This is a genomic window from Haloarchaeobius caseinilyticus (assembly GCF_051207395.1).
Lineage (GTDB): Archaea > Halobacteriota > Halobacteria > Halobacteriales > Natrialbaceae > Haloarchaeobius.
Genome location: NZ_JBPJZC010000003.1, coordinates 328,139 through 353,868 on the forward strand (window position 1 = coordinate 328,139; position 25,730 = coordinate 353,868).

The 25,730-nt window shown below is 63.9% G+C and carries 26 protein-coding genes; 14 read left to right on the plus strand and 12 right to left on the minus strand.

The annotated features are described in order from the left end of the window. Window positions 1-27: 27 nt before the first annotated feature. Window positions 28-690 (minus strand): TrmB family transcriptional regulator, encoded by a 663-nt coding sequence (locus ACSC1P_RS14265; protein ID WP_435360859.1) that lies wholly within the window; start codon window positions 688-690, stop codon window positions 28-30. 295 nt (window positions 691-985) lie between these two features. Between ACSC1P_RS14265 and ACSC1P_RS14270 the strand changes: the two genes are divergently transcribed. From ACSC1P_RS14270 to ACSC1P_RS14300, 7 genes are all read left to right on the plus strand, one after another. After that, a complete protein-coding gene (locus tag ACSC1P_RS14270; RefSeq protein ID WP_435360860.1) occupies window positions 986-1,774 on the plus strand; it encodes a TrmB family transcriptional regulator in 789 nt (262 codons plus the stop codon). Window positions 1,775-1,923: 149 nt separating this feature from the next. Next, a complete protein-coding gene (locus ACSC1P_RS14275) occupies window positions 1,924-2,106 on the plus strand; it encodes a hypothetical protein (protein WP_435360861.1) in 183 nt (60 codons plus the stop codon). Between the two features lie 133 nt (window positions 2,107-2,239). Then, on the plus strand, window positions 2,240-3,232 hold the full coding sequence (locus ACSC1P_RS14280) for an NAD-dependent epimerase/dehydratase family protein (RefSeq protein ID WP_435360862.1): 993 nt from the start codon (window positions 2,240-2,242) through the stop codon (window positions 3,230-3,232). 84 nt (window positions 3,233-3,316) lie between these two features. Beyond that, window positions 3,317-3,499: a hypothetical protein gene (locus ACSC1P_RS14285; protein ID WP_435360863.1), complete on the plus strand. Its 183-nt coding sequence runs from the start codon at window positions 3,317-3,319 to the stop codon at window positions 3,497-3,499. A 77-nt stretch (window positions 3,500-3,576) separates the two neighbouring features. Then, a complete protein-coding gene (locus tag ACSC1P_RS14290) occupies window positions 3,577-4,638 on the plus strand; it encodes an NAD(P)-dependent glycerol-1-phosphate dehydrogenase (RefSeq protein ID WP_435360864.1) in 1,062 nt (353 codons plus the stop codon). Between the two features lie 77 nt (window positions 4,639-4,715). Continuing rightward, window positions 4,716-5,114: a hypothetical protein gene (locus tag ACSC1P_RS14295; protein ID WP_435360865.1), complete on the plus strand. Its 399-nt coding sequence runs from the start codon at window positions 4,716-4,718 to the stop codon at window positions 5,112-5,114. 106 nt (window positions 5,115-5,220) lie between these two features. Next, window positions 5,221-5,622 (plus strand): hypothetical protein, encoded by a 402-nt coding sequence (locus ACSC1P_RS14300; protein WP_435360866.1) that lies wholly within the window; start codon window positions 5,221-5,223, stop codon window positions 5,620-5,622. Between the two features lie 9 nt (window positions 5,623-5,631). Here ACSC1P_RS14300 and ACSC1P_RS14305 read toward each other — a convergent pair whose 3' ends face one another. Both ACSC1P_RS14305 and ACSC1P_RS14310 read right to left on the minus strand, forming a co-directional pair. Then, window positions 5,632-6,693, minus strand: coding sequence for a lysylphosphatidylglycerol synthase transmembrane domain-containing protein (locus ACSC1P_RS14305; RefSeq protein ID WP_435360867.1), 1,062 nt, complete (start codon window positions 6,691-6,693; stop codon window positions 5,632-5,634). A 78-nt stretch (window positions 6,694-6,771) separates the two neighbouring features. Then, window positions 6,772-8,574: a S9 family peptidase gene (locus ACSC1P_RS14310; RefSeq protein ID WP_435360868.1), complete on the minus strand. Its 1,803-nt coding sequence runs from the start codon at window positions 8,572-8,574 to the stop codon at window positions 6,772-6,774. Window positions 8,575-8,743: 169 nt separating this feature from the next. Between ACSC1P_RS14310 and ACSC1P_RS14315 the strand changes: the two genes are divergently transcribed. Continuing rightward, the gene (locus ACSC1P_RS14315; protein WP_435360869.1) at window positions 8,744-9,088 is read left to right on the plus strand and encodes a hypothetical protein; all 345 of its coding nucleotides are present in this window, start codon (window positions 8,744-8,746) and stop codon (window positions 9,086-9,088) included. A gap of 66 nt (window positions 9,089-9,154) precedes the next feature. Here ACSC1P_RS14315 and ACSC1P_RS14320 read toward each other — a convergent pair whose 3' ends face one another. From ACSC1P_RS14320 to ppsA, 5 genes are all read right to left on the minus strand, one after another. After that, window positions 9,155-9,850 (minus strand): LiaF transmembrane domain-containing protein, encoded by a 696-nt coding sequence (locus tag ACSC1P_RS14320; RefSeq protein ID WP_435360870.1) that lies wholly within the window; start codon window positions 9,848-9,850, stop codon window positions 9,155-9,157. An 81-nt stretch (window positions 9,851-9,931) separates the two neighbouring features. Then, complete coding sequence (locus ACSC1P_RS14325) at window positions 9,932-10,483, minus strand: YqaA family protein (protein ID WP_435360871.1); 552 nt, start codon at window positions 10,481-10,483, stop codon at window positions 9,932-9,934. A gap of 55 nt (window positions 10,484-10,538) precedes the next feature. Next, window positions 10,539-11,612: a tyrosine decarboxylase MfnA gene (gene mfnA, locus ACSC1P_RS14330; RefSeq protein ID WP_435360872.1), complete on the minus strand. Its 1,074-nt coding sequence runs from the start codon at window positions 11,610-11,612 to the stop codon at window positions 10,539-10,541. A gap of 242 nt (window positions 11,613-11,854) precedes the next feature. Then, window positions 11,855-12,901, minus strand: a complete 1,047-nt coding sequence (locus ACSC1P_RS14335) for a hypothetical protein (protein WP_435360873.1) — start codon at window positions 12,899-12,901, stop codon at window positions 11,855-11,857. A gap of 508 nt (window positions 12,902-13,409) precedes the next feature. Continuing rightward, window positions 13,410-15,737, minus strand: a complete 2,328-nt coding sequence (gene ppsA / locus ACSC1P_RS14340; protein WP_435360874.1) for a pyruvate, water dikinase — start codon at window positions 15,735-15,737, stop codon at window positions 13,410-13,412. Between the two features lie 308 nt (window positions 15,738-16,045). On the opposite strand from ppsA, the gene ACSC1P_RS14345 reads away from it, so the two are divergent. Beyond that, window positions 16,046-16,882 (plus strand): NfeD family protein, encoded by an 837-nt coding sequence (locus tag ACSC1P_RS14345; RefSeq protein WP_435360875.1) that lies wholly within the window; start codon window positions 16,046-16,048, stop codon window positions 16,880-16,882. A gap of 3 nt (window positions 16,883-16,885) precedes the next feature. On the opposite strand, the gene ACSC1P_RS14350 is transcribed toward ACSC1P_RS14345, so the two are convergent. From ACSC1P_RS14350 to ACSC1P_RS14365, 4 genes are all read right to left on the minus strand, one after another. Beyond that, a complete protein-coding gene (locus tag ACSC1P_RS14350; RefSeq protein WP_435360876.1) occupies window positions 16,886-17,791 on the minus strand; it encodes a PhzF family phenazine biosynthesis protein in 906 nt (301 codons plus the stop codon). A 71-nt stretch (window positions 17,792-17,862) separates the two neighbouring features. Beyond that, entirely contained in the window at window positions 17,863-18,066 is a 204-nt protein-coding gene (locus ACSC1P_RS14355) for a hypothetical protein (protein WP_435360877.1), read from the minus strand. Between the two features lie 136 nt (window positions 18,067-18,202). After that, window positions 18,203-19,957: a GMC family oxidoreductase N-terminal domain-containing protein gene (locus tag ACSC1P_RS14360; RefSeq protein WP_435360878.1), complete on the minus strand. Its 1,755-nt coding sequence runs from the start codon at window positions 19,955-19,957 to the stop codon at window positions 18,203-18,205. After that, the gene (locus ACSC1P_RS14365; protein WP_435360879.1) at window positions 19,954-21,108 is read right to left on the minus strand and encodes a hypothetical protein; all 1,155 of its coding nucleotides are present in this window, start codon (window positions 21,106-21,108) and stop codon (window positions 19,954-19,956) included. The genes ACSC1P_RS14360 and ACSC1P_RS14365 overlap by 4 nt, the downstream gene beginning before the upstream one ends. Window positions 21,109-21,430: 322 nt before the next feature. Between ACSC1P_RS14365 and ACSC1P_RS14370 the strand changes: the two genes are divergently transcribed. The 5 genes from ACSC1P_RS14370 (at window position 21,431) to ACSC1P_RS14390 (ending at window position 25,720) form a co-directional block, all read left to right on the plus strand. Further along, window positions 21,431-22,201, plus strand: a complete 771-nt coding sequence (locus ACSC1P_RS14370; RefSeq protein ID WP_435360880.1) for an IclR family transcriptional regulator — start codon at window positions 21,431-21,433, stop codon at window positions 22,199-22,201. A gap of 164 nt (window positions 22,202-22,365) precedes the next feature. Further along, window positions 22,366-23,844 carry a class I adenylate-forming enzyme family protein gene (locus ACSC1P_RS14375; protein WP_435360881.1) on the plus strand — a complete coding sequence of 493 codons (1,479 nt, stop codon included), beginning with the start codon at window positions 22,366-22,368 and terminating at the stop codon, window positions 23,842-23,844. Window positions 23,845-23,904: 60 nt separating this feature from the next. Then, a complete protein-coding gene (locus ACSC1P_RS14380; protein ID WP_435360882.1) occupies window positions 23,905-24,327 on the plus strand; it encodes a GNAT family N-acetyltransferase in 423 nt (140 codons plus the stop codon). 73 nt (window positions 24,328-24,400) lie between these two features. Next, a complete protein-coding gene (locus ACSC1P_RS14385; protein WP_435360883.1) occupies window positions 24,401-25,090 on the plus strand; it encodes a phosphoribosyltransferase in 690 nt (229 codons plus the stop codon). Window positions 25,091-25,105: 15 nt separating this feature from the next. Beyond that, entirely contained in the window at window positions 25,106-25,720 is a 615-nt protein-coding gene (locus tag ACSC1P_RS14390; protein ID WP_435360884.1) for an HD domain-containing protein, read from the plus strand. The last annotated feature ends 10 nt before the right edge of the window (window positions 25,721-25,730 follow it).

The window sequence follows — 25,730 nt, forward strand, 5'->3', positions numbered from 1 at the left end:
TGTGTGGCCCCAGCGAACTCACCAACATCACGCTTCCGTCCACGAGGACCACCCGACCTGTGACTCCTCGTCGTCGTCGGCCCTGAGCCAGTCCAGTCCGGACGCGAACACCCTCGCGCCCGGGACAGACTCTTCGATTCGCCCGCGACTGCCGTCGTCGAGAACCCCAATCGTCACGTCCGCATCCCGGTCGACCGCGTCACGGAGGCTCTCGAACAAGTCCGCAGTGAGCAGCCCATCGTCACCGAACAGGAGGACGATCTCTGATTCGGCGTCTTCGAACGTTCGTAGCATCCGGCTGGTCACTGCTCCGGTCCCGGTCAGGCTCCACACCTCCTCGGACGAACGCTCCATCGGCCCCTGCTCGAATTCCACCTGTTTGAGGGCGTCGTCCAGGTCCGCGAAGCGTGCCTCGTACTGTCGCCGGAGAATCGATATCGCTTCGTCGATTGGGACCGCGCGGAACTTCTGTGGCGTCGTGTGCTGTGTCTCGACCAGCCCCTTCGACTCCAGCACTCGTATCGCGTCGTACACGCGAGGCCGTGGAATACCGCTTTGGTCGCTTATCATACGGGCGGTCCCTTCGGGTAACCCGGTCAACGTGACGAACGCCTTCGATTCGTACTCCTTGAGTCCGACCTGCTGTAACAGTTCGACTGCTCGTCCCCCGTTCGTTTCCTCGTGGCTCATCGTGAACCAACTCTGCGGACGGCCGAGCAGGTGCGCCCGGCGGTTGGATGGACCAACCGTTCGGACGCCACAGTCTCCATACTGTCCGATTCGGGACGCGCAGTTTTAGGTCTTCATCTTTGTAACGACGAAAGTTACGACAGAATATACGAGCGAGCGGATTCGACCGCTGTTACTCAAATAGTCACAAAACACTATTACCTACTGACGGCGCAACGTAGTGCAAGGTGCCAGATGTTCTCGTCCCGTTCGATGTCGAACTAACCAGACCCACAAGCCATCAGCCTTTCAACAGATGACTGATGTCAACAAAAACCGAGAAAGTCCGCCAATCGAGGCGGTGAACGAGGCAGTTTCACTGCTCAACAAGCTCGGTCTCACGAAGTACGCTGCGCGAACCTTCTTGACCCTCTATCGTATCAGTGGTGGGACGGCTCGGGACGTCAGCGACTCGTCGTCGGTCCCACGGACGAAGGTGTACGACGCAGTGGAAGAACTCCAGGACTACGGGCTGGTCGAGGTTCGCCGGAACAATCCACAGGAGTTCTTTCCGACGTCGAAGGAGACGACGCGACGACGGTTCCAGCGGGAGTACGAACGGGCCGTCACCGACCTCTTCGAAATCCTCGACACCTTCCCACCACTCGATGGCAATCAGCGGGTCGATGGCGTCTGGGTCAGCAAGGGCAAAGATTCGGTCGCGGGCCGGGCGGTCGAGCTCATCGACGACGCGACGGAGAGCGTCGTCTTCGTCGCGGTCGATGGCGACGTTCCCCGTTCGATTGGCCGGGCGATTTGCGCGGCAGTCCGTCGAGGCGTGGACGTCACCATCGGTGGGGTCGAGGACCCGTTCGACGACCCGTCCGAAGACGCTATCGAGGAGATTTCGGTCGTCCCCTCCGCAGGCATCTGGTCTGGGTCGGCCATCAAATCGTTCCTCTTCGTCGGTGAGCGTGCCGTCCTCGTCATCTCTTCTGGCGATGGACAGCCATCTGGACTCTGGGGAAAGGGAAGCCAGAACGTCTTGGTGACGACGTATTTACCGGTACTCAAATCGTGGCAGTCGTCGAACACGGCCCACTAACGTGTGGCGGTCACCGCCAAGCTATCGTCTGATTTGACCGTCTCACTGGAAGGTTCGTCGGCCGAGGAGTACTGTAACTCGAAAAATCACAACAAAGCTAAATACCATGCTGAGCTACCCGTCTATATCCGGAATTACGAGAAGGAACCATGAGTAAGCGTGAGACAATCGACCCAAGAGACCAGTTTCACGAGGAATTGATCGACCTCGTTCGACGTGCCGAGGAGAACGGCGTGCTGCTCGAAGGCGGTTGGGCAATCGACGGACAAAACGGTGACCCCAGTTGGGACATCGAGATCGTCGAGGTCGCGGAGCGTTCCAAGCAGCAATAGTCGACTCGTCGTCGTTCGACGGTCGTATTTTCTGGTGTGGGTTTGGGCCCAGAGAGAGTCTTCCATCCAGAACGTCGCTCGGCCGCCAGCCACAATCACCACCGTTTTTCTCACCGCTCCCATCGCCTCGTGCATGGACACTGCGCTCGTCATCGGCGGCACCCGATTTATCGGCCGCCACACCGTCTCTGAACTGCTCGACCACGACTACGAGGTCACCATCTTCAATCGCGGCAACCACGAGAACCCCTTCGCGGACGACGACCGCGTGACCCACGTCGAAGGCGACCGAACCGACGACGCCGACCTCGCCGTGGCGGCGCGTGAGGCCGACCACGACATCGTCGTCGACTGCGTCGCCTACAAACCGCGCGAGGTCCGTATGGCCTGTCGCGTCTTCTCGGACGTCGACGCCTACGTCTACATCTCCTCGGGCGACTCCTACGGCCGTGAGGAGATTCCCAAGCGCGAGGGCGTCACCCCACTACGCGACTGCACCGACGAGCAGGCGAAAGACGACTCGGACGAGACCTACGGCAACCGCAAGGCCGAGGGCGACCGCGCCGTCTTCGCCGCCGCCGCGGAGAACGACGTTCGCGCGATGGCCGTCCGCCCCTGCATCGTCTACGGCCCGCACGACTACTCCGAACGTCTGGACTTCTGGATTTCGCGAGTGAACGAGTACGACCGCATCGTCGTCCCCGGTGACGGCACGAACGTCTGGCACCGCGCCTACGTCGAGGACGTGGCGAGCGCGCTGCGAATCGTCGCCGAAGAAGGCGAGGCGGGTGAGGCGTACAACGTGGGCGACGAGCGACTCGTGACGCTGGAGGAGATGGTCGAACTGGTTGCCGACAGTCTGGACACGGACGTGGAAGTCGTCCACGCCTCCGAGCGCGAACTCTCCATCGGCGACCTCTCCGGCGACGACTACGTCCTCTACCGAGACTACCCGCACGTGCTGGACACGAACAAGCTGCAGGACCTCGGCTGGGAGTCGACAGCGCTCGACGAAGCGATGCAGGCGGCCGTCGACGACCACCTCGACTCCGAGCGCGACGGCAGTGAGCACGACCCCGGCCGGGAGAACGAAGAGCGACTTCTGGGCGTGTTGGACACGCTGTAGGCCACCAGCCGGATACGTCGTCCGTCAGTGATACCTCACCGGACCGCCGACAGTGGCTATCCTGCCACAGTGACAAGCATGCACATGAAGGGGGAGAAACCGACCTTCTGTGTGCGTGACGACGACGAAGCCGACGCGTTCGTCGAGTACGGTCCCGAGGACTACGTCGACTACGAGTACAGCGACGACGAGCACTGGCTGATACTCACGTTCGAGGAAGATGGCCTGCTCGTCGAGCGACGCTTCTTCATCGGCTACCCGGCCTGAGTGGGCCACCGTCGGGGGCAAATCCCCCTCGTTCCAATCGCGTAACTCCTTTCCCGACCGGTAGCCATTGGCGTGGTATGTTCACAAAATCGACCTGGATTCGCCTGCCACGGAACGTGGTGGTCGGTCACGGCGTCCTCGACAAGACGGTCGAGGCCGTCGACGAACTCCACCTCCACGGGCGACCGCTCATCGTGACGAGTCCGACACCGCGGAAAATCGCTGGCGAGGCCATCGTCGAGCAGTTCGCGGAGAACGGCGTCGACGCGGAGACGGTCGTCGTCGAGTCGGCGAGTTTCGAGGCGGTCGAGGAAGTCATCGAAATCGCGAAGGAGATGGACGCCGGCTTCCTGCTCGGCGTCGGCGGCGGCAAAGCCATCGACATCGCGAAGATGGCCGCAGACCACATCGGTCGCGGCTTCGTCTCGGTCCCGACCGCGGCCAGCCACGACGGCATCGTCTCCGGGCGCGGGTCGGTCCCCGAAGGTGACACCAGACACTCCGTCGCCGCCGACCCGCCGCTGGCGGTCGTCGCCGACACGGAACTGCTCGCCGAGGCCCCGTGGGAACTGACAACGGCGGGCTGTGCCGACATCATCTCGAACTACACGGCCGTGATGGACTGGCGACTCGCCAACCGACTGAAAGACGTGGAGTATTCGGAGTACGCGGCTGCGCTCTCCGAAATGACGGCGGAGATTCTGGTCGACAACGCGCCGCTCGTCAAACCCGGCCTCGAAGAGTCCGCGTGGGTCGTCACGAAGGCGCTCGTCTCCTCCGGCGTCGCGATGTCCATCGCAGGCTCCTCGCGCCCCGCATCCGGCGCGGAACACCTGTTCAGCCACCAACTCGACCGTCTCGCGCCGAATCAGGCGCTTCACGGCCATCAGGTCGGCGTCGGGTCCATCATGACCGCGTACCTGCACGAGGGCGACCGCGGCATTTGGACGGACATCCGTGACGCCCTGCAGAGCATCGACGCGCCGACGACGGCCGCCGAACTGGGCATCGACGACGACACCGTCATCGAGGCACTCACGACCTGTCACACGATTCGTGACCGGTACACGATTCTGGGCGACGGGATGAACGAGCGCGCGGCCCGCGAAGTCGCCCGCAAGACCGGCGTCATCGGCTGAGGAACCGAATTCGCCCCTCGTCACGTCTCGTGGGGACGAACCCCAAGATTCTCACCGCTCGCCTCTCGTGGGGTCGTATGGGTAACATCGAGACCGACTCCGGCCTCGGTAGCGAAGTCAACCACGATGCGGGCCACATTTTCGCGATGCTCGCCGTGTGTCTCGGCAGTTTCGCCGCGGCCGTCGCGGCCAGCATCGTCGGCGGGACCGACACGGTGCCACAGGCAATCCAGTCCGCGACGCAACCGGTGGCGCTCGGACTCTTCGGCGTCTCACTCCTCGCCCTCGGGCACATGCGCCACGCGTTCGACGAACACGACCAGGACGACGTGGATTCGCTGGTGGTCACCATCGCACTCGCGCTCGTCGAACTCGTGACGTTCCGATTCCGCGCTGCGGGACCGTATCTGTACGTCGCCGGCGGCGCAGCCGTCCTGTTCTCGCTGTTCTGGACCGTCGGGCTGGTCATCACCTGAGTGGTCGGCCTCCTGTCGCCCGGCCGCAGAACGCCCGCCGGCGGTGACCCAGAAGCATCGACCTGCACCCCAAGGTATTCACGGATACAGACGTGGACGAAGCGTAATGGGTAACATCGAAACGTCGTCGACGTCGTCGTCGCTCACCAGCGACTCCGACTACGACACGAAATACGTGTTCACGGTAGCTGGTGTTCACACGGTCGGCATATACGGGACGATCGGCTTGCTCTTCCTCACGAATTCGACCGCGGTGCCGACGTGGCTCGCGAAAGGAGCCGTGCCCCTCATGGGACTCCTGTTCGGCATCGGGCTCATCTCACTCGGGAAGCTGCACGAGGCGCTTCGCGAAGTAGACAGAGACGACGCCGCCGGCCTCGAAGCCGCCGTCCTCTGGTACATCAGCCTCACGACCCGGCGCTCGTTCGATGCGACGGCTGGCTACATCCTCGGTGGCCTGCTGATTCTCGCCTCGCTCGCTGGACTGGTCGGCCTCGTCTTGACCTGACTGCGGTACTCACTGCTCTTCTGTGCTCTCTTCGACGTCGGCCAGCGCCGCGTCTCCCACGCCGAAACTCCCGAGTACCGCGAGCGCCGCGATGCCACCTACTGCGAGGCGGAACCAGAACGAGGCGACTCGGAAGATGACGACGGCCGCGCCGACCGTGGCTGTCTCACCACTGCCGAGGAGCGAGACGAGTCCCGCCAGTGTCACCTCGACACCGCCGAGGCCGCCGGGCAGTGGAACGGCGTTCGCCACACCGGAGAGGGGGACCGCGACCGCGGCCGCGGCGAAGTCGGGTTGGAGTCCGACAGCGACGAGCGAGAGCGAGAGCGTCGCCCCCGCGAACAGCCAGCCGAGCACGGAGAAACCGAACGACATGGCGACGGCGCGCGGTGCGTGCGCGACGTTCTCGCCCGTCTCGACGAATCGGTCGATACGGGCGTCGACGACCACCGGATTCAGGTTCCGTTCGAGTCGCGCCGAGTGTGGCCCGAGCAATCGGTAGCCTGCGGCAGCAATGCTGCGGACCGCATCTTCCAGCGCACCAGGGCGCAGTGCGAGTGCGACCAGTCCGGCGAACGCGAGCGCGACGGCCAACGTGAGCACGGCGGCCAACTGGAGGAACCAGCCCGGGAGCGGCCGGGAGAGGGCGACCGCGGCGAACCCGCCGCCGGCGACGACGACGCTCGCCGCGAAACTGAACACGGCGGCGACAGTCGTCGCCAACAAGGTCCGCTCGACCGGCGCGTCGGAGTACCGCGAGAAGATGTAGGCGAGTAGCGCGGGGCCACCCGCATTACCGAGCGGCACTGCCTGCTTCGTGAACACCCCGGCGAAGTACAGCAGACCGAAGCGACCTGGGCCGGGTGCGCCCGGAATCTGCCGGACGAGGACGTAGGTCGCGGCTGCGTACGAGCTGACCGTCGCCACGGATGCGGCCAGTGCGAGGAGCACCATCGACCGGTCTGCCGCGAGGACCTTCGCGAGGAGTTCCTCCCAGCCGACGCCGACGGCCAAGAGCGCGACGAGCGCGAGACCGACGACGAGGCCGACGGCGAACTCTCGCAGTTCCATGGGCCGACCGTCGGCGGTCTGTCACAAGAGGGTGCCGAATGGTGTGCTGTGCGAACCTGCCGTCGTCTCGGTTCCGCGTCAGACGTGTTCGTCGAGGAACTCTGCGACCGCAGAGTACGCTTCCTTTCGGTTCTCCAGTTTCGACAGCCCGTGGCCCTCGTCGTCGAAAATAAGCTCGCGGACCGGCACGCCCTGCTCGCGGGCCTGCTCGACGATTTGGTGGGCCTCACCGACCGGCACGCGCGGGTCGTTCTCGCCGTGGATGACGAACAGCGGGGCGCGAATCGCGTCGATGTGGTTGATGGGCGAGATAGATTCGAGGAAGTCGCGGTCGTCCGCGAGCGAGCCGTACTCGGCCTCGCGGAGCTTACGCCGCCACTCCCCAGTGTTCTCCAGGAACGTCACGAAGTTGGCGATGCCGACCACGTCGACGCCCGCAGCCCACAGGTCCGGATACTCGGTGAGACACGAGAGCACCATGAACCCGCCGTAGGAGCCACCCATCGCCACCAATCGCTCGTTGTCGACCGCCGGATGGTCGTGCAGCCACTCGACGCAGGCCTCGATGTCCTTCACCGAATCCATCCGCTTTCGCACGTCGTCGAGGTGGCCGTAGGCCTTCCCGTACCCTGACGACCCGCGGACGTTCGGCTCGAAATAGCCGTAGCCGCGGTTCAGGAAGTACTGCTTGATGGGGTTGAACGACGGCCGTCGCTGTGCCTCCGGGCCGCCGTGGATGGAGACGATGATTGGGACTTGCCCGTCGTCGTAGTCCTCGGGGAGCGTCAGGAAGCCCGGTACGTCCAGTCCGTCGAAACTCTCGACGTGGACGAGTTCGGGGTCGCGGAACGTCGACTCCGGGATACCCGCGGTCGCCGCGTAGGTCCAGCGCTCGGTCTCGCCGGTCTCGGTCTCGACGACGTAGACGTTCGTGTTCACCGCCGCGCCGGTCGCCGTGATAGCGAACTGGTCGGCATTGGGTCCCCACGAGACGCCGCCCGCGATACCGCCGGGGAGGTCGGGTGACGGGAGCGCATCGAACTCGGTCGGCCCGGTGAACTCGCCGACGGAAATCTCGGTGTAGCCGTCGACGTTGCGCGAGTAGACGAAGCGGTTCGATTCCTGGTCGAGCGCGATACCGTCGACGTTGTAGTCGCCACCGTCGACCACCGTCTCCAGTTCGTAACTGTCGAGGTCCAGTCGCGCGAGGTAGAGCGTGTCCGACTCCACGTCGGTCGTGACGTACAGCGCGTCGCCATCGGGCGACCACTCCGCGCTGTAGTAGCGTGCATCGCCCTCGTGGGGCGTCACGTGCTCCATCTCACCCGAGGCGAGGTCGAGGACGTAGAGGTCGGTGTCGAAGTTCGAGTACGCCTGTGAGACCACGAGTTTGCTGTCGTCGGGGCTCCAGCCGCCGGCCGTGAGCCACCCGTCGCCCTCGTAGATTAGCTCGGCCTCGTTGCCCGTCTCGCCGCGTCCCTGCGTGTACACGTCGAAGACGGCCTCGTTCCGACGGTTCGATGTGAACGCGAATCGCTCGCCGTCGTGACTCCAGCCACCCCAGCGGTGCTTCGCGTCCGGGTGTTCGGTGAGGTTCACCTCTTCGCCGCCGTCGCCGTCGAGGCGATAGAACTGCTGGCGCTCGTTCCCACCCTTGTCCATCCCGAAGACGAGTTCGTCGTGTTCGGGCGACCACGAGGCGAACGTCACGCGCTCGTCGTAGAAGGTCCGCTGGTCCGGCCACCCACCGGGTTCGTCGATGGTCCACACCTGCGAGACGCCCGTCGTGTCCATCAGAAACGAGAGTCGCTCGCCGTCGGCCGAGAACGACGCACTCGACGCGCTCCGGATGTGGAGATACCGCTCGATGTCGTAGGGCATAGCGTAGGATGGGTCGGGGTGGGGTTAATGGGTTTGGGTGGCGGGGGTTCGCGTGTCGACCAGAACTCAGACCTGGCACCGACAGTAGCTGGTCAGAGAGGACGAAACGGCGATTCGGGCTCGACAGATAGGGGAGCCGTTTATTTGTCGGTTCGGCCAGATTAATCGTATGAGTTGGCTGAAAATATACAAGAGACTAGTCGGTATCCTGGCTATCAGTTTCGGAGTCGTCGGCAGTATCCTCGTCACCGCCATCCTTCTGGCCACGGATGACAATTCCGTTCTCGGAGGCGGTGCACTCTGTCTGTGTGTTCTCTGCGTTATCATCGGAATCGCCCGTCTCAAAGAGAACACAGATGCGATACGGAAGGTAGTGATTCTTGGTGCTCTCGTAATCGCATCGTTGGGAGTGTGGGTGATACTAACCACTCAAAATTTCCTCTTCGGTGTCTGGGTAACATCGATGGGTCTCGTGCTCGCGTTTTTCGGTCTCCGAGCGGTTGTTCGGGACTAAGGAGTGTTTTCCTGCGTCTCTGAATCGTCTCGTTCGAAAAACGAGTGCCGCCGAGTACCTCTACAGTCAGTTCACCTCGACGCCACCGAACCCGACCAACCCGGTCACGACGAGGTCGACCTCGTCGCCGCCGACCCGCCGCCCGTGTTCGTCCTCACGGATGACCCGCGGGCGCTCGTCCTCGGCCGCACCAAAGACTGGCAGGACCTCCATCCGGACGGTCCACTCTTCGGGGACGTGAATCTCGACGCCGCCGAACAGCGCGAACACGTCTATCTGTGCGGTGCCGACCGGTTCCGTCCCTCGAAGGTCGATTTCGGAGCCACCGAACAGGGTGGTCACGTCGGCCTGCGCGAACGACTTGCCGATTGCGCGCTTGGTCACGCCGCCGAACATGGCGAACACGTCGAGCGTCTCGGCGTCGGTCGTGACCGCCCGGGTGCGAAGCTGGCGACCGAAGACGATGGTCAGGCCGACGAGGATGACCAGCACGGGCCAGTAGGTCGCGGCGAGGTCCTCGGTGACGAGGTCGAGCGCGGCGAGTTGGACAGCACCGGCGACGAGTATCAGCACGGCCGGCCCGACGAGGTTCGCACCACGGCTCTGGGCGATGGCCCAGACGCCGAGCAGGACGAACACGCTGGGCACGAACTGCCAGAGCTGTTCGGTCTCGTACGTCCCGGTAGTGCTCAGGAGGAGCAACACACCGAAGAGGACGACGACGCCACCGCTGACGAGTCTGCTGTTGATGCGTAGGTTCATGTGAGACCATTCGCTCGCTGAGGAGATAACCCAGTAGACAGATTCTCGCCGGGAGAGAACGTCGGAACGCGTGTCCCAGGGTCAGAGTACGTGGAACACCGCCTCTGCACCGGCGGCCCAGATGACCAGTCGACCGACGCTCCCGGTGAACGTCGCCAGCGCGAACTTCAGGTAGTCCTCTTCGAGCACCGAGAACGCGTAGATGGAGATGGTGTCGGGGAAGAAGGGCACGGAGAGGGCCATCGCCAGCCCGACGTAGCCGTACTTCCTCGCCAGCACCATCGTCTTCTTCTCGGACCACTCGACGACGTTGACGCGCGAGTTTTTGAGGAACCGGACGACAGGGCCGGCCTCCTTCGCCTCTTGCCCGAGGTGGAACGCGACCAGGCTTCCGCAGGCTTTGCCCAGCCCGCTGAAGACCATGATGAGGCCGAGTTCGATGGAATCGGGCAGGCCCAGACGGAGTTCGGGAATCAGGACGACTTCGCTGGGCAGTGGAAGGATGAACGCGATGAGGAACGAGTACACCCAGATGATGACGAGGCCGAGCCAACCGGTCAACTGTTCGAAGAACTGATTGATTGCCTCTTCGCTCGGGAACAATCCGAGTGGGAGGTTTGCGAAGAGGTCCACCACCGAGACGAGTTCGGTCACCACAAGTCTGCTTTCGTCTCTGCAGTCCCCCGACCTAAGTGTTCATGTTCGCGGTGGGGCGAAGCCGGTCGAGGTCGGCGACGAACGCGTCGAGTACCTCGCGGGTGACGTGGGGCATCATCACGACGCGCATCTCGTCGTCGGCGGTTCTGGACACGCGCCAGCCCTCGTCACGCAACTCCTCGAACAGGTCGGTCGGCACGTCGGCCGACACGATGGGGAGGTCGGGTTCAACCACGTCGAAGTCGCGTTCGCGGAGCGCGTCGGCGAACCACGCCGCGTTGTCCCGCGCCTGTTCGTAGTTCTCGCGGTAGCCCTCGGGCCAGCACTCTTCCATCACGGCCGCCGCGCTGGCGACGCCCGCGCCGGAGCGCGTGCCGGTCAGCGTCGCCTGCTTCGCGGATTCGAGGTACGGCGTGTCGACGGCGAGCGCGTCGAACAGTTCGGGCTCGCGCGCGAGCAGGCCGCCCGCGGGGATGGCCGCCATGCCCATCTTGTGCGGGTCGATGGTCATGGTGTCCACGCTGGCGTGGTCGAAGTTCCACTCGTGGTCGGTGAAGGGCAGGACGAAGCCGCCCCACGCCGCGTCGACGTGGAGCAGGGCGTCGTTCTCGTCGGCGATGTCGCCGAGTTCGGGGATGGGGTCGACGCGCCCGTACTCGGTCGAGCCGGCGACGCCGACGACGGCCGCGGTGTCGTCGTCGCAGAAGCGCCGGACCGCGCCGAGGTCGACGGTGTAGTCGTCGGTCAGCGGCGCGATTCTGAGTTCGAGTGCGAGTACGTCCGCGGCCTTCTGGAACGAGAAGTGCGCGCTCTCGGGGACCACGACGTTCGGGTCGGACGAGACCGCACGATTTCGCGCCATCCGAACGGCCTGAATGTTCGCCTCGGTCCCGCCGCTGGCGATGTAGCCAGTCGGGTCCGACAGGCCGACGACTTCGCCGAGTAGGTCGACGGCACGGTCTTCGAGGTCGGCAGCGGTCTGGTACGTCCCAGGGTCGCCGGGATTCGTCGCGAGAAAGCGTTCGGCGGCGTCGCGAGCGACCGGGTGGGGCGGTGTACACATCGAAGAGAGTACCCGGTCGAAATCCTGTGGCTGGCCGCGCATATCCATACGGTGCGTCCTGTGGAATTTAGGGATTGCGTTTGTCGAAGGCTGGCTCAGGCCGCGACGACAGCGGGAGTGCTCGTCGTTGTCGTGTTCCTGGTGGCGTCCCCCAGCATCGGTTGGTTTCTCCTCGTCATTCCCGATAGCCTCGGCTGTCGGGACAGTGATCAACTCGAAAAAATACGGTTCGAAGGTGCCGACACCGAGATGCCGGTGCTGAATCCGCTACTGACAAGCTCTGTTCACTCTTCGTCGCTCGTCACGAACCCGATTTCGACGGTCTCGGGGCCGTTGTAGACGGACACCTGCACGTTACCGGTGATGGCCGTCGTGTCGTCCGGCTTGTCGTGCTGGCCGATATAGGCGGTCGTCAGCACGTCCTCACCGTTGTACACCGTCACTTTCTGTCCCGGCTTCAGGTCTTGGTCAAGTACTGCGACGACCATGTCCTGTTCGCCATCGTCGTCGACGAACTGCGCGTACAGTTCACTACCGGACGGAATCACGTCACCGCCCTCGTGGGTGACGACCAGCGCGCCGTTCTCCAGCGCGAACGAGAGGTCGACCATCGTCATCTCTGATGCCTTCGCAGTGACCCAGCCAGGCTTCGAGACGGCGACGTTGCCCGTCTCGACGGTCATGTCGATGGTGTTCGTGATAGCCTCGTCACCGCTGCCGGACTGCACGTCCGCCGTCAGCGATTCGATGAGGCCGTTTTCGCGGATAGTGACCGTCGCGGTGACAGTCGCCTTGTCACCGTCGTCGTTGCGGATGGTCGCGTCCGTCGCTTCGAGGACGGTCACGCCGTTCGACTCGGTCACTTCGAACGGGACCGAATCGAGCAGGCCAGCGACGAGGTCGAGGCGAGTGAGTTCACCGTACGTCGCTTCGACGTTGTACCCGCTGTAGGTCACGTCGTCGCCGTAGGTCTGGCGCTCGTACGCCGTCTGCTGGTCGCCGTAGACGACGCGTTCGAAGGTGTCGTCACCGGCCATGTCGTTCTGGGTGAGCAGGAACGTCCCATCGGGGCTGACCGAGACGGTCGTCGTCGACTCCATCGTGTCGTTGGTCGTCTCTGTCGCCACATTCGCGGTGAGTTCGAACCCGTTCGTGTACAGCGCCTCCTCGTGGGCGTACAGCAGTTCGCTGACGTCCGTGACGCCTGTTTCGTCTACCCCCGGCGGGTAGGCGGCCGACTCCGCTCCGGCGATCGCGCCGAGGCTACCCATGCACCCCGCGAGGGCGACGATGAGCGCGACTGCGACGCTTGCGCTGGCTGTCGATTTCACGTACAGAGAAGTGCCAGCTTCGTAAAAAAGGAGTGAGCACGATACGCTGAAGTGACTATACTACCGGGACGTTGGCCCGCGAAAAGTTTACGAATTAAGTAAACTTTTTCGTGGTTTTGAGTCAGTATCGGCGACTGTGGTTTCGTCTGTTATCGTGGAAAATCTCATTCCGACGAGCAGGTCACTATCTCCGATGGAACATGACCGCAGCCACACCCTCCCCATCCGACTTCGCTCCTCGTGGTTCGAGAGAGCTTTGCTCTCTCGTCATCACCGGAATCGACGATTCCGGTTAGCAGTCAGCGGCTCTGCCTCTGACGACATTGCGGGACTGCGTCCGGCAGGCAGCCAGAAACACGGTTTCTGGCCACATCACGAAACGGCTTTGCCGTTTCGAACGACTCCACTTCGTTCCGCTGCGGTGCTCATCCCTCGCGTGCCAGACCGACTACGGCGGCTCACGTCGCCGGGTGAAAAATCGGAAAATCGTCGCAGGTCGGTCCCGCGTTCAGCGAATCGATTCGAGCAGCAGCTTCTGCTCGACGCGCTTGACCTCGTGCTGGACGTCGCGGACGGCGTCGATGTTCGCGGAGATGGACGAGACGCCCTCGTTGACGAGGAACTGGACCATCTCGGGCTTCGAGCCGGCCTGTCCACAGATGGACGTGGCCACGTCGTGCTCGCGGCACTTGCGGATGGTCTGGCCGATGAGTTCGAGCACGGCCGGGTGGAGTTCGTCGAATCGGTCGGCGACGTTCCCGTTGTTCCGGTCGACGGCGAGCGTGTACTGGGTGAGGTCGTTCGTCCCGAACGAGGCGAAGTCGATGCCGCACTCGGCCATGTCCTCGACGCAGAGCGCGGAGGCGGGCGTTTCGATCATTACGCCCCACTTGCGCTTGTCTGGGTCGACGCCAGCCTCCTCCATGAGGTTCCGGGCCTGAATCACGTCCTCGGCGTCGTTGACGAGCGGGAACATGATTTCGACGTTGTCGTAGCCCATCGAGAACAGGCGACGGAACGCTTCGAGTTCGTGCTTGAACAGTTCCGGCTTGTCGAGGCTGCGGCGGATGCCGCGGTAGCCGAGCATCGGGTTGTGCTCCTCGGGTTCGTCCTCGCCGCCCTGGAGCTGGCGGAACTCGTCGGTCGGCGCGTCGAGCGTGCGGACGCGGACCGGTCGCGGGTAGAACTCCTCGGCGACGCCCTGGATGCCGTCGATTATCTCTTCGACGTACGCCTTCTCGCCGTGGTCGTCGATGTACTTCTGGGGCGTCTTGTTCGTCGAGAGAATCATGTGCTCCATGCGGAGCAGGCCGACGCCGTCGGCGCCGGTCGCGGCGGCGCGTTCTGCGGCTTCCGGGATGGAGACGTTGACCTTGACCTCGGTCGCGGTCATCGGCTTGACGGGCGACTGCGGGCGGACCTCTTCGACGGGTTCGCGCTCTTGCTGGCCCGTCTCGACGGCACCTTCGCGGATGGTGCCTTTGTCGCCGTCCATCGTAATCATCTGGCCGTCCGAGAGCATGGACGTGGCGTTGGCGGTCCCGACGACGGCGGGGACGCCGAGTTCGCGCGAGACGATGGCGGCGTGACTGGTCATGCCACCCTCGTCGGTGATGATGCCGCCGGCGCGCTTCATCGCGGGCACCATGTCCGGCGTGGTCATCTCGGTGACGATGATGTCACCCTCGCCGACTTTGTCGAGTTCGTCGAGCTTTTTGACGATGCGGGCCGCGCCGGAGGCGATGCCGGGGCTGGAGCCGAGACCTTGCACGAGGACGTCCGAGCCGGACGCACCCTGCGCCGCGGCCGTACCGCTTCCATCCGTACTGGCAGTGGCTTCGTCCGTGACCTCTTCGTCGACGCGAGTCTCGTCGGCCTCGCCGATGGCGCCCTCGGCGATGGTCGTGATGGGTCGGGACTGAAGCATGAAGACTTCGCCGTCCACGATGGCCCACTCCACGTCCTGTGGCGTGTCGTAGTGCTCTTCGACGGTCTCGCCGAGTTCTCGCAGCTTCCCGATTTCTTCGTCGGAGAGGACGCGAGCGTTGCGTTTGTCGTCCGGGACTTCGATTTCGGTGGTCTTGCCCGTGTCGGGGTCTTTGACCATCATCATCTTCTTGTCCGCGATTGTCACCTCGACGATTTCGTCCTTCTTGCGGTCGAGGACGTAGTTGTCGGGGGAGACGGAACCGGAGACGACTGCCTCACCGAGTCCCCACGCGGACTCGATGATCATCTTGGGTTCGCCAGTCGAGGGGTGACTGGTGAACATGACGCCGGACTTCTCGGCGTCGACCATCAACTGGACGACGACGGCGATGTTCACACTTTCGTGGTCGAATCCCTGCTGCTTGCGGTAGTAGATGGCGCGCTGGGTGAACAGCGACGCCCAGCACTCGCGGACCTTCTGCAGCAGTTCCTCCTCGGTGATGTTGAGGAACGTCTCCTGTTGGCCCGCGAACGACGCGTCCGGGAGGTCTTCCGCGGTCGCGGACGAACGCACAGCCACGAACGCTTCCCCGTCGTCGACGTTCGCGTACGCGCCGAGAATCTCCTCCTTGAGGTATTCGGGGAACGGGGCGTCGAGGATGAGTTCGCTCGCGCGCGACTCGGCCTCGGCGAGCGCGGCAGAGTCGTCCACGTCCACGTCGACTGCCTCGAACAGTTCTTCGTCTATTCCCGCTTCTTCGATGAATTTTCGGTACGTGTCCGCTGTCACGACGAACCCCGGCGGGACCGGAAGTCCCGCGGCCGTCAGCTCACCGAGAGAGGCACCTTTGCCACCGACGGATTCGAGATCGTCAGAGCGGATTTCGTCCAGCCAGAGTACTGCCATTCCTATGCTGACGGATTCCGTGACAGCACAAGAAGATTCCGACAAACCATAATGGGGGACACTCGAAATCGAGTTAATATGCAGTTGGAAAGGCAGAAAACACCGGTTTTTAGAAATCAAGTACTCGGTACCGAGTAACCTTTCCCTCAGTGTTTCGACACTGCTGCACGACGACCACGACCGGCGGTTGCATCACTCCAGTGAGGAATGTCACCGGGGGACATCCCCCAACGGATGCCACCGCGACACGGTTGGTGACAAGCAACGTAGCCGGTGGCGTTATAATCAGCGACCGTGACTCTCCGGCCATGGATGCCAAGCAGACGCTTAAACTCGTCTCGTACTACCGGGCGCTGGCGTTCCTCTCGTTCGCCGTCGGCGCGCTGTTCATCGCGTTGGGAGTCTATCTCGGACTCGCCGAGGCGTCACAGTACGTCATCGACGACTTCAGCCGAGCGAGGGAGACGGCCAACCTGATGGTCTTCGTCGTCCTGACGCTCGTCGGACTGTTCGTCTGGCAAGTCGGGAAGTCCATCGCCATGGTCCGCACCGTCGACCGCGCGATGGCCGTCGGTGGGGCTGCAGAGACCGACCAGCAACTGAAGAGCGAAGTCCTCGACGTGGTCAACGACCAGCTGTCGAGCATGGAGGCCGACCTCCGCTCGCAGATGCGCAAGAACATGAGCGACGACGGAATCGGCGGGTCGATTTCCGGGGGTGGCAGCGCCGCCAGTTCGACCAGTCAGCGCGAGTCCCGACAGTCGCGCCGCGCCAGCGGGAGCAGTGCGTCGTCGGGTAGCGAGAGCACGGACACGGCCGGTGGTCGTGGCTCGTCGCGCGGAAGCACCACTGGCGCAGGGAGCGACGATGCACAATCCGGCCAGTCAGGCCGCGGCAGTTCGAGCGGTCGCGGGAGTCGCTCCTCGTCCGGCAATTCGGCAGCAAGCGACAGCAACACGGACAGCAGAAACACGAGCGGTAACGACGGCACTACTTCGCGGTCGTTCCGCGAAGAGCGAACGTCACGGCAGGGTGAGCAGTCGTCTGCGAGCGACCGGGCTACTGGCAGTGACCAGTCGCGGTCCAGCGACCGGACCACCGAGTCGGCCACCGACGAGGGTGACGAGGACGACCCGCTCCGCTGAGACTCAGATTTCCAGAATTTCGTCTTCTTCCAGTTCCGGGACGACCAGCGACCCGTCCAGCACGGTGACGCTCCGGCCACCGATGCGAACCGGGTCGAGTCGGACCCGGACCTCGCCGTCTCTGTCGACGTAGTGGCCCTGCTCGATGACCACTTCTTCGGGGAACTCGTCGGCGAACGCACCGTAGTGGTCCAGATACGCCGTCACGGCACCTGCGCCGGTACCGCACACCGGGTCCTCCGGAACGCCAGCCGCGGGGGCAAACATCCGGGCGTGCAGGGTCGACTCCGGCCCGACCGCGTCGAAGGTGAACGGGTAGACCCCGGTCACGTCCAGTTCCTCGCTCAGTTCCGAAATCGCGGCGAGGTCTGGACTCGCGCCACCGAGGTGCTGCAGGAAGTTCACCGGCACGAGCAGGTAGCGAACCCCGGTCGAGGCGACCGCGAGCGGAAGGTCCGCCCCCACGTCCATGAGTGAGGCCGGGTCGACACCGAGCGCCGACGCGACTCGCTCGTAGTCCAGTTCGACCTCACGAATCTGTGCTGAGTCCTGCGTGAGCCAGACCGTTCCGTCGTTCTCGACGGTCACGTCGATGGCGCCGACCGCAGTCTCGACGCTGTACGTGTCGGCCTCGACCACGCCGTCTTCGTAGAGGTGGCCGAACGTCCCGACCGTCGCGTGCCCGCACAGGCCGATTTCCTGCGTCGGCGTGAAGTACCGGACGTGGAAATCCGTCTCGTCGTCGTCACTTTCGAAGACGAACGCCGTCTCCGACACCGCGAGTTCTGCGGCTACCTTCTGCATCTGTTCGTCGGTCAGTCCCTCGGCGTCCGGCACCACACCAGCCGGATTCCCGGCGAGTGGCTCCGTCGTGAACGCGTCCACCTGCAACACCCGGTAGGTCTCCATGATGTGCACGAAGACAGGTCGTGCAAAGAATCTGGCGCGTCGACCGTGGCCGCTGGTTCGGGACTACCGACTCAGAGGAATCGTTCTGCCACGACGGGCGCGCTCGCGGCCGCGAACAGCACCACACCGAACAGGAACGCGAACGTCGCGCCGGACTGGCCGCCGGGGTTCGTCCCGGTGAACACGCCGACAGCACCGACTGCGAGGACACCGACCACCGCCGCGACGTAGCGCGGGTCAGCCCACGAACTCGGGAACTCAGTTTGCAGAGACATTGCCAGCGATTGCGGTTCGTCTCACTTGAAAGTGACGCGATGGTGAGCAGTTCGAACGTAGTGGCTGTGCGGCGACCGTCGCCGCACGAACTGCCGGAGAAACGTATGCCGCCGTGGGAGTGCTGTGCCCTATCTTTTAGAAGTACAAGTCAGCTATCTTGTCCGCCGTGCGGAGCGCGAGCGCCTGGCCGCTGTTCGTCGGGTTCGGGCCGCCGAGGCCGTTCGCCAGCGCGGAGTGGTCCGCGACGAACAGCCGGTCGACGTTGTACGCTTCGGCGTTCTCGTCGAGCACCTTGCCCATGCGCATCGACGACTGCATGTGCAAGAGGAGCGGCGGCCAGTCACACCGGTGGACGTGCGAGGCACCGGCCTCGCGGTGGATACGTGCCGCGATGCGACACAACTCGTCGCGCTTCGCGTCGTCGTCCGGGTGCGGTTCGTACTTCACCTTCGGGACCGGGCCGTGTTCGTCGCTGAAGGTGTTGTCCAGCGAGACGCCGTTGTCCTGCCGGGGCAGGTCGTCGGTCAGGATGAGCAGCGCCTTCGACTGCTTGTAGTTCGACATCCGACGCTTGAGTTCTTCGCCGACGACGTAGCCGCGGGTGTCCCACGGTTCGTCCGGGTCGACCGGCGTGTCGAAGCTGTAGCCAGCCTGGCTGAACAGATAGTCGGCGTAGGAGACGAGGCCCGGCGACATCCCGATGTCCTCCATGCCGCCGATGCCGGGCTTGTCGAAGCGCACAGCGGAGTTCTGCCCGACGTACGGGTCCATGTGCTCCTCTTCCGGGTTGATTTCGGCGACGGCGTCGTCGTCGTACACGCCGACGACCCAGTCGAACCAGTGCGTGGTGAGGCCCTTGCCGACCCAGCCGTCGTCCGGCAGGCCGGAGTTGAGCCAGAGCCGCGGCGTCTCGATACAGCCGCCAGCGAGCACGGTTACGTCCGCGTTCACGGTCTGGCTCTGGCCGGACCACGAGTCGCGGAAGGTGACACCGGTCGCCTCGCTGGAGCCCCAGCTATCGTCCGTCTCGATGTTCGTGACGTAGGCGTTCGGCCGGAGCGCCACGTTGCCCATCGAGTCGTTCTCGTTGGTGTCGAGTGCGCGGGGCACGTAGCCGACGTTACTCGATTTCCGGGCCTTGTCGCGGACCGGTGCGTCGACCGGCGTCGACGAGCCCTGGAAGTGGTCGCCGACGAGCGTGTCGCCGCGGAAGCCGTCGTCGTAGCTGAACGAGCCCGAATAGTCGGCGTCGAGTTCTTCGCCGGTCGAGGTCTCACGACCGGGCACCTCGACCGCGTTCGCCTGCGGCCGCCAGCCCGTCTCGGTGACGTTCTTCGACTCGAGGAGCGGGTAGCCCGCGTTCGTCGCGCCCTCGATGAACACCTCTTCCTTGGCGGTCATCGGGGCCTGTTGCGTACTCGTCAGCTCCTCGTTGAGCTGGTAGTACGGGACGAGTTCCTCGTAGTCGATGGGCCAGTGGCCCTGGTCGTCGATGGCCGTCGGATACGCTCGCGGGTGGTTGGCGAAGTAGTGCAGCGACGTGCCACCGACCGCCGAAATCTGCCAGATGAACGCGTTCTGGTGCAGGTTCCGGAACCACGGCGCGCGAGAGTGGTCGGCCGGGCCGACGCGCAGATAGCCGTACGTCGGGTCGTTCGCGTCGGCCTCGCGGTGGGTGAACTGCTCGTCGAGCAGTTTTCCGTCGAGGTCGTTCGGGTCGGTACTGACCGTCCCGCCCGCGTCAGCGTGCGGTTCTGGCCACTGCTCGTTGCCGTGCCACGGGCCGCCTTCGAGCAGCAACACGTCGAGACCGTGGTCGTGGGCGAGTTTCCACGCCGCGGCAGGGCCGTCCGCACCGGCACCGACGACGACGACGTCCGGGTCGTTCATTCGGTCCCACCCCCGATGCCGTCGACCACGTCATCGCCGGTCAGGTCGTCGGGGAGGTTCAATTCGTCCGCGTCGGGGTCGTCGAAGCCGCCGTCGACCGCGTGTCGCCAGTTCGCCGCGTAGCCTGGCGCGGGGCCGGGATAGCCGGACTGCTGGCGGCTCTGGACTTCCCCGGCGTCTTTCTGCATCTCGCGCTCGTTCGGCGTGTTCGTCTTCGTCTCGCCGAGGCCGGACCACTCGGTGTAGTAGCCGAAGCCGTGCAGGCCGTTGACGGCCATGACGACGTACTTCAGGATACCCACGTCGGGCACGAGCGGCGACAGCAGTTCATCGAGGTCGTCGACGACACTTCCATCGACGATAGTCCAGAGACAGCGCAGGCGGTCCTCACGCGAGAGTTGCGTGAAGGTGCCGCCGCCGGGGAACTCGGTTCGGTCGCGCTCGATGGCGTCTTCGTTCTTCCCGAGCGCGATGAACTCGGCCGCGATGATGTCGAAGACGATGGTGAACGCCGGGGCGTAGGGGTAGTTCTGGAGCACCTGGTGGACCGTGTCGTTCGCGGTTTCGACGACGAGGTCGAACTCGGCGGGCCCGGTCTCGGTCTCGATATCGGTGGCGAACGAGACGTCCATGCGGGCGAAGTCCCCGAAAGTGAGGTGTGCTTCGAGTTCGTCGGTCGTCAACCCGAGACTACTGAGCAGGTCGGTGAGTTCGAGGAGCGTGAGGTCTGCGAGGTCCAACACGGCGTCGAGTGCCGACCCGGCACCGGTGTCGTCGAGTACCGTCTCGAACATGCTGACCGGCATCTTGTCCTCGGGGACGCCACCGAGCAGGCCCGGTTGGGTCACCATCTCTGCGCGAATCTCCTGGAAGTGGTTGAAGTCCCAGATGAGGAACTTCTCGAGTTCCACGTCGAGGCCGCCAGGCACGTGTTCCGGGCCGAGTTCGGCTTCGAGCTGTGGCGTGCGCGGGAGGATGGCATCGACGATGGCCCGATACGTGTCCGCCGTGTGCGGGTCGCTCGGGAGCGAGTCGGTGATGGCTGCCTCTGCTTCGGGGAAGGTCGCACCGGACATGGACAACGCGGCGAGGCCACCGATGCCTTTCATGACTCCGCGGCGCGTCGCCGACGTGTCGTTGGAATCGTGCATGATATTCTGTGACACCTTCTACACAATTACCGTTGGACCACCCTTAGATAATATTTTTGTAAGCTTTCAGAGTACACTCGGAATCGGTTCTTTTCACGTATTGGATAATTCCATTCGGACCCGTACCGTACTGCTATTATTGCTACAAAATATACGAAAAATACTGCAGATATCACTCACCCAATTCTCACCCAATTCAGTACATAAACAATAATTCTGTCAGGTAATTATTTTGGTTATTCTTCGAGAAGTGATTTTCGAGAGGTTGTGTTCTGTTCGGTATCACCGGACGAACTAAGCGGTAGTCCGCCGAAGTCGGCGTATGACCGAGTACCCCGTCTCGGCGGTCAAGCGCTCGCACGACATCGTCGACGTCCTCGTCGAACGAGGAACGGTCGGCGTGACCGAGGTCGCCGACGCAGTCGGCATCCCGAAGAGCACGGCACACGACCACCTGCGGACGCTGGAGCGCGTCGGCTCGGTCGTGAACGACGGCGGCAGCTATCGACTTAGTACGCGGTATCTCCACGTCGGCCAACGCGCCCGGAACGCCAACGAACTGTTCGTGCAGGGCCGCGACGAGACGCTCGCTCTGTCGGACGCCGTCGGCGAGGGCACGTACGTCCAGTTGGTGACGGCAGAACACGGGCGATCCGCGATTCTGCTCGCGCCGCAGTCGCAGCGAGAGCGATTCACACAGAACGCCACGACGTACCCGCGACGACCGCCGCTCCACACGAACGCGCCGGGGAAGGCGATACTCGCGAACGAAGACGACGAGACTGTCGAACGAATCGTCACAGACCACGGCTTGCCCGCGTGGACGCGAGAGACCATCACCGACGAACCAGCCCTCCGAACGGAACTCGACCGAATCGGCGAGGCTGGATACGCTGTCGACAACGAGGAACTGATTCCCGGGATGGTCGGCGTCGCCGCACCCATCGTCACCGGTGAGACCGTCCACGGTGCCATCGCTATCTACACCGCACGGAGCGGTCTCGATGGCCCAATCGAGGAGACGACGTTCGTGAAATCGGTGCAGGAATCCGCCGACGAGATACAGGCGAATCTGATTTTCTCACAGGACTGACCGCGGCGCAGACACGGGTTCCGGCACTTGTCCGGTAATGCCGAACGAAAATCGGTCGTCTGGGGTACTGCCCGGTCCGGCCGGTTCTCCGAGTTCGTGTTGCTCGGTTAACGTATCAAATATTGCGAAAAAGTGACTTCCACGATAGAATCAAACCATCGTTCGTGAACTTCGCCACCGCCGTCGACCGTGCAGCACGGAACACGCCGACTGCCACCGCGGTCGGTGACCGGCGCGGGACGCGCACCTTCGAGGAGTTGGCCGACGAGTCAGACCGGGTCGCAGACGCGCTCGCCAGTCACGGCGTCGACGCGGGCGACCACGTCGCCATCAGCATGCCCAACAGCGTCGCATTCGTCTGTACGTACCTCGGCGTCCTCAAGCGCGGGGCTGTGGCGGTCCCGGTCAACCGGCGCTTCACCCACGAACAGATTCAGTACGTCCTGACCGACAGCGAGGCCGTCGCCGTCGTCACGAGCGAGCACCACGATGCCGACCTCGCCGGGGTCGACGGCGCGCGCCACACCTACTCGGACCTGCGCGACGCGGGCGCACCGACACACGACCCAGTTCCTCGCCGGGCCGGCCAATTCGCCGAACTGCTGTACACCTCCGGGACGACCGGCGCGCCGAAGGGCGTCTACCACACCCACGGAAACCTCGCGGCGAACGCGGCCGGCTACATCGAGGCGAATCAGTGGTCCCGCGACGACGTTGCCCTCACGGTCTGTCAGTGCTTCCACGTGACCGGCCTGAACATCACCACGACGCCGTTTCTGGCGCTCGAAGCCGAGAACCACCTGCTCGAATCGTGGGACATCGAAGCCGTTCTCGCTGCCATCGAGGCCAACGAGGTCACCTACACCTTCCTGATTCCGACGATGGTCGTCGAGTTGCTCGACTACGAGGGAATCGACGAGTACGACCTCACGAGTCTCCAGTACGTCGGTGTCGGCGGGTCACCGATGCCGAAACGGCGAATCGACGACGTGGAGCGACTGCTCGACTGCACACTCCTCGAAGGCTACGGGATGACCGAGACGACGCCGCTGGCGACGATGAACAGCCCGACAGCCGACGGCCGCAGACCGGGCAGCGTCGGCCCACCGATAGCGAACGCGGTCGACGTCCGTATCGAAGACTTGCGAAGCCGCGAGCCCGTCGCACAGGGCGAGCGCGGCGAGCTATTTTGGCGCGGCGACACCGTCACGCCGCAGTACAACCGAGACCAGCTCACCGAGAACGCCTTCGTCGAGCGCGACGGCCAGCGCTGGCTCAAATCGGGCGACATCGGCTGGCAGGACGACGACGGGTTCCTCTACGTCGTCGACCGCATCGAGGACATGTTCACCACTGGCTGTGGCGACATCTACCCGCACGAAATCGAGGAGGTCATCTACGAAATCGAACCGGTCCAGAAGGTCGCCATCATCGACTCGACGCACGACGTTCGCGGGACGACGGTGACCACCATCGTGAAGCGTCGCAGCGAAGGTGCCGTCTCGGCAGCAGACATCAAACGAGTCTGTGAGCGCAAACTGGAGAGTCACGAAGTGCCCGAACGCGTCATCTTCGTCGACGAGTTCCCGCGAACTGCGACCGGGAAGATAGACCGGGGGTCGCTTCGAAGCGAGTTCGGGTGACACGCCCGTCGGCGACCCAGCGGGCGGTACGGTTACGACCCCCGCGGCCGCCTACCGAGTATGCCCTTCGAACTCCGTGAGGAACTACCGACACCTGAGAGATATCTTGCACTACGAGAGGCAGCCGACATGGCTCCACGAGCACTCGACGCGGCCCGACAGGGACTGCCGAACAGCATCTTCGGCGTGACAGTGGTCGAGACGGACGACACCGACGACCCCGAGGAACTGGTCGTCGGCATGGGCCGCATCGTCGGCGACGGCGGCACCGTCTTCCAACTGGTCGATATCGCGGTCCATCCTGACTGTCAGGGGCAAGGCCTCGGCACCGAGATTACAGCCGCACTGATGGACTACCTCGACGAGCACGCGCCATCGGGGGCGTACGTCAACCTCATGGCCGACGTGGAGGGATTCTACGAACGCTTCGGCTTCGAGTACACCGCGCCGGCGTCGCGGGGGATGTTCACGCGAATCGAATGAGACCGCCTCTCGTGTGAGAACCGCCGCAATCGACCTGTAAACGGTTAAGTGGCGACGGACGGGAGTCGAGAGTATGAGCGACCTCCCGGACGATTTCAACTGCACCATCACCAACTGGGAGTACATCTACGGGCTCTGCCGAGACGTCAGTAACGACGTGAAGGCAGACGAGTTCGAACCCGACGTCATCGTCGCACTGGCGCGCGGTGGCTGGTTCGCCGGACGATGTATCTGTGACTTCCTCGGGCTGAACGACCTCACGAGCCTGAAGATGGAACACTACGTCGGCACCGCCCAGAAAGCAGACGAGCCGCAGGTCCGCTACCCGATGCCGGAAGGCAGCGTCGAGGGCAAGGACGTCCTCATCATCGACGACATCGCAGACACCGGTGGCTCCATCAAGCGCGCCGAAGAGTACGTCGAGGAGCGAAACCCCGGCGAGGTCCGGACCGCAACCCTCCAACTCCTGCAGACCAGCGAGTTCGAACCGGACTACATCGGCGAGCGCCTCGAAGAGTGGGCCTGGATGGTCTACCCGTGGAACTTCATCGAGGACATGATCGACATCATCTCCGGGCTCATGGAGCGCGTCGACGAAGAGCGCTTCACGAAGGCAGACATCCGCCACTACCTCGCCGAAGACCACGACCTCCAGCGCATCGAGATGGAGATCGCCCAGCCGAACCGGCTGACCGAGGTCCTCACCGAGATGGACCGCCGCGGTATCGCCGAGCGCGTCGGCCGCGAGTGGCAACTGGTCTGAGCTGCCGACTATCGCATGGACGAGACCGAATCGACTGAAGCGACCGACCTTTCTGCGCTGCTTCGCGCGTTCGCACTCAAAGACGAATCCAGAACCGGCTGGCAACTCCGCGGTATCGCCGACCCGGAGTCGGTCGCCGCGCACTCGTGGGGCGTCGCCTACCTGACGCTCCTGTTCGCCGACGAGGCCGGGGTCGATTCGGACCGCGCACTCCGCATGGCCGTCGTCCACGACGTGGCCGAAGCCGAGACGGGCGACTGGGCGACGCGAGCCGACGAATCTGCCGAGACGTACGATGCTACTGAGAAAGCCGACGCAGAAGCCGCCGCTATCGACGACTTGCTCGCCGGCTTCGCCGACGTGCGCGACCTGTGGCACGAGTACGAGGCGCGAGACTCGCCGGAGGCGCGATTCGTGAAGGACATGGACCTCGTCGACATGTGCCTGCAGGCAGTCGTGTACGAGCGCGAGAATCGGTACGAACCGGGTGCATCAGACGCCTTCGCGGAGTACGACCATCTGGACGAGTTTTTCGCCACAGCAGAGCCGAGAATCAGTACGGCGTTCGGCCGCGAGTTGTTCGACGCGACGAGAGCCGCGTACGAGGACGTTCGCGGGCAGCAGGAGTAGCAGAAACAGC